Origin of the sequence: Clostridium sp. CAG:221 (assembly GCA_000435835.1) — a bacterium.
GTDB lineage: Bacteria > Bacillota > Clostridia > Clostridiales > Clostridiaceae > Clostridium.
The window spans coordinates 7702-8584 of the sequence record FR883377.1 but is presented as its reverse complement, the minus strand read 5'-3'; the positions used below and the strand labels follow the sequence as shown (position 1 = coordinate 8584).

Here is an 883-nt window from a genome sequence, read left to right as displayed (position 1 = left end):
AAAAAACTATATTACTTAAAGTAATATAGTTTTTTCTTATTTATTTTACTTTTTATTCTTTAAAGAAACTGTTCTTACCCCTGGATATAATTCAATTGTTGAATCTTCTAAAGACTCTTCTTCATCTAATCCTATATCATCAAGATATACAATATTTTCAAAGGCATCTACATAATCTTCTTCAAGGTAATTTTCTAAATCAACAGAATATTCTTTTTCGTTAGATTCTATATGTAGATCAAGAGCTGTATCCATTGCTTTTTTTAGTTCTTCTTCAATAAATTTGTTTTCTTCAACATTTTTAGCTATATCTTCAATTTTTATAGCTCTAATATCAACACCTGCTTCTTCTAAGCATTTGCCACAATTATCGCAAATCTTTCCGCCAGGAATTAAATCACAGTAATCATCTTCAGTATATTTATTGTTGCTCATAATATCACCTCAACTTAATTAACTTTTATATTTTATCAAAATACTCTTTAAATTTCAATAGTTATTTTATAGAACATTCGTTTGATATTAAATTTACAGTATGTTATAATGTAATTACTAAAGTGAGGTGTTAAATGATGAGTGAGTTAAAAGATAAGCAATTATTAATATATGAATTTTTAAAAGATTTTACAAGCCAAAAAGGTTATCCTCCAACTGTTAGGGAAATCTGTAAGGCTGTTGGACTTAAGTCAACATCTTCTGTTCATGGGCACTTAAAGCAACTTGAAAAAGAAGGATTAATCAAAAGAGACCCTACAAAACCTAGAGCTTTAGAAATTGTTGATTCTGTTATCAAAAAAGAAATGATTAATGTACCAATCATCGGAAAAGTAACTGCTGGTCTTCCTATATTAGCTAATGAAAATATTGAAGACTCTTTCCCACT

Annotated in this window: 2 protein-coding genes; one reads left to right on the top strand and one right to left on the bottom strand. The window is 27.4% G+C overall.

The genetic code is table 11. The features are described from left to right. Window positions 1-45: 45 nt before the first annotated feature. Window positions 46-435 (bottom strand): hypothetical protein, encoded by a 390-nt coding sequence (locus tag Q5O44_RS03275; RefSeq protein WP_022166960.1) that lies wholly within the window; start codon window positions 433-435, stop codon window positions 46-48. A 137-nt stretch (window positions 436-572) separates the two neighbouring features. On the opposite strand from Q5O44_RS03275, the gene lexA reads away from it, so the two are divergent. Further along, a partial coding sequence (lexA, locus tag Q5O44_RS03270; protein ID WP_302637290.1) for a transcriptional repressor LexA occupies window positions 573-883 on the top strand: 311 nt, incomplete at its 3' end.

Excerpts from the sequence above, each read along its gene's own strand:
- Q5O44_RS03275 (WP_022166960.1), bottom strand. The coding sequence starts at position 435 with ATGAGCAACAATAAATATACTGAAGATGATTACTGTGATTTAATTCCT.